This is a genomic window from uncultured Brachyspira sp. (genome assembly GCF_944390595.1).
In the GTDB taxonomy this organism is placed as follows: Bacteria; Spirochaetota; Brachyspiria; order Brachyspirales; family Brachyspiraceae; genus Brachyspira.
The window spans coordinates 1-2540 of the sequence record NZ_CALXRN010000094.1 but is presented as its reverse complement, the minus strand read 5'-3'; the positions used below and the strand labels follow the sequence as shown (position 1 = coordinate 2540).

Here is a 2540-nt window from a genome sequence, read left to right as displayed (position 1 = left end):
AAGTATTCGTAAATGAAGAACTAAAAAAATTCATAGATGATAATTTGATTTTCACCGAAGTTGATGTTGATAAATACAAAAATATTTCTGATGAGTATAATGTTAAATGGCTTCCTTGGATAATAGTTATTGACAGCGGCAAGAAAATATTATACACAAAGAATTCATTTTCAAGTTTCGATGACAAAATGGCTTTGAGTATAAAAGAAGAGTTAGAGAAAGTAATTAATAAATAAATTTGATATATATCTTAAAAACTATATATTGTCAAAAATAAATTTATATTTTCTTTTGATATATGGGGCTTTGCCCCATACCACACTTCTTTTGTTGCCACAGGCAACGCCCGCCTGCGGCGAGAAGCAAAAGAACTGCATTTGACAAGTCCACCTCTCGAAATATATCCTGGTTTATATAGGATATATGTTATAATTGTAGGGCATTACGCACGGTAACGCTTACCCTTACAGATAGTCAACTATACGTACGGCTTATTATCCAATACTTAACAATTAGAATGGAACATCATCATAATACCCTTTTTCTTCTAAAATAGTTTTATCATAGTATTTAAGAATATAATCTAACCTAGATTTTAATTTATCTTTATTTTCATTACTTAATTTATTACAATGAGCATATTTTGAAATCATATTATCTAAATTTTTTGAAGAAAAAATTATTAAACTATTGAAGTCATCTAAAAAAATTTGCGTCAATTGCATAGACTTTAATTTATAAAAATAAACCAAAATATTATAAAAATCATTTTTTACATAGTAATATATAATTTCATCAATATTAAAATCACATTCTAAAAATTTAGCAATATTTATAATCATTATATTTAAAATTATATTATAAAAATCTTTAGGTATCTTAAATTCTTTTATATTTTTAACTATAAATTCTTCTAACTGAATATAATTATCAAAATCTAAATAAAAAAAACATTCATTTAAAATACTAATTATAGTATAAAATTTTTTATCATGATTTTTACCATTTAATAGACTCTTTATTAAAACGTTTTCAGCTCTTAATTTAGCTTTTTCAGTAATATTAAAAATATTATCGCCTAAAATATAAAGCCACATTATTATAATGTTTTCATTTTCATGAACTTCTAAAATTTTAGATATTTTTTCATAAAAGTTTTTAACATCAATATTATTTTTTACATACCAAGATAATACTAATTTATATCTTTTATAGTCAATTTGATAATTCTGAACATAATCTATACCATATACTATATAATCAGGTAAAATTTCTTTTGGGTATTTTGATAATATTATATTAACATATTTTTCCCTTAAATCAAAATGTACATCTCTTAATTCATTAAAAAAATCAAATTTACTATATTCTGTTTCTGAAGATTTAATTTTTTTAGTAACAAAAGATATTATTATTAATATATCTACAATATCTTCTTCATTGAAATAATGACCATGAAATTGTGGATTTCTTATATATCTATGTATTCCATAAGCAAAACTTGCAATTCCTCTTTGCTGACTAGAACCTGTTTCTGTATTCAAATCAGCTATTATTAATTTTGGTTTTTTATCTTTATTTAAATTTAGAGTTTTAGATATTAAATCATCACCATCAATATTATATTCTTCAGATTTCATTCTTAATAAATCTCTAAAATAATCTACAGATTTAGTTACTACAATATTATAATGTCCTTTTGAATAATCATCTTCAATTATTTTAAATAAATCATAATCAATAATTTGTTCAAGAATCGTTATATCAATCATCATTATTTCCCTCTCAATCAATTTAATATGATTATAATTCCAATTATAAATTTACATAAAAAATTATCAACCTACTATAATACCCTGAATTCTAAACAAGGGCTAACAACCCGCGTCATAAATTTAATAAAAGCTTTTTTGTTTCTTTTTTTAGAAAAAAGAAAATAATAAACTATCCCTATTAGAAAGATAGTTTATTATATTGTAAATGTTTTTTGCTTCTTTTTTACAAAAAAGAAGTAGTTTTTTTGGTACTTTTTTGGCTAAACAAAAAAGTACACAAAAATGTTTGCTTTATTTCTCAAAGAAGTTACCTATCAATCATATTAATATCATTATAAATTTACATAAAAAATTATCAACCCACTATATATACCCCAATTACGTAAACAACTACTAATAAAAAGAGTTATAAATTTAATATGAGTTAATCAGCCTATATGTGTATCTACAAAGTTCAGCTATAGTGTCATAACACATGAGATGGCAAAAATAAGAACATAAAAATTGACAATTTAAAAATTATTAGTATAATGCTTAAAATATTTTTTAATACAATCTATAAAGAAGTTAAAAGAAGTAAAGGAAAGTTTATGAAGAAATTTATATTAATGACAGCTTTAAGTATTTTAATAAGCTGCAGTAACAAATCTAATAACACACAAGACAATACAGCTGTTAATAATGCAAATAACAATACCGCACAAAATACAAATCAAACTATAAGTCAGCAAACAACTGCAGTAAGAAAGAAAAAACCAGAATTTA

The 2540-nt window shown here is 22.7% G+C and carries 2 protein-coding genes; one reads left to right on the top strand and one right to left on the bottom strand.

Annotated features, from left to right (window positions below):
* Nucleotides 1-236, top strand: a 236-nt coding sequence (locus tag Q0J90_RS04815) for a thioredoxin domain-containing protein (RefSeq protein ID WP_297276822.1), incomplete at its 5' end; no start/stop codon positions are given.
* A gap of 276 nt (nucleotides 237-512) precedes the next feature.
* On the opposite strand, the gene Q0J90_RS04810 is transcribed toward Q0J90_RS04815, so the two are convergent.
* Nucleotides 513-1775: a TIGR02391 family protein gene (locus tag Q0J90_RS04810; RefSeq protein WP_297276821.1), complete on the bottom strand. Its 1263-nt coding sequence runs from the start codon at nucleotides 1773-1775 to the stop codon at nucleotides 513-515.
* Nucleotides 1776-2540: the final 765 nt, after the last annotated feature.

Coding starts and splice junctions, on each gene's coding strand:
- Q0J90_RS04810 (WP_297276821.1), bottom strand. CDS start 1,775: ATGATGATTGATATAACGATTCTTGAACAAATTATTGATTATGATTTA.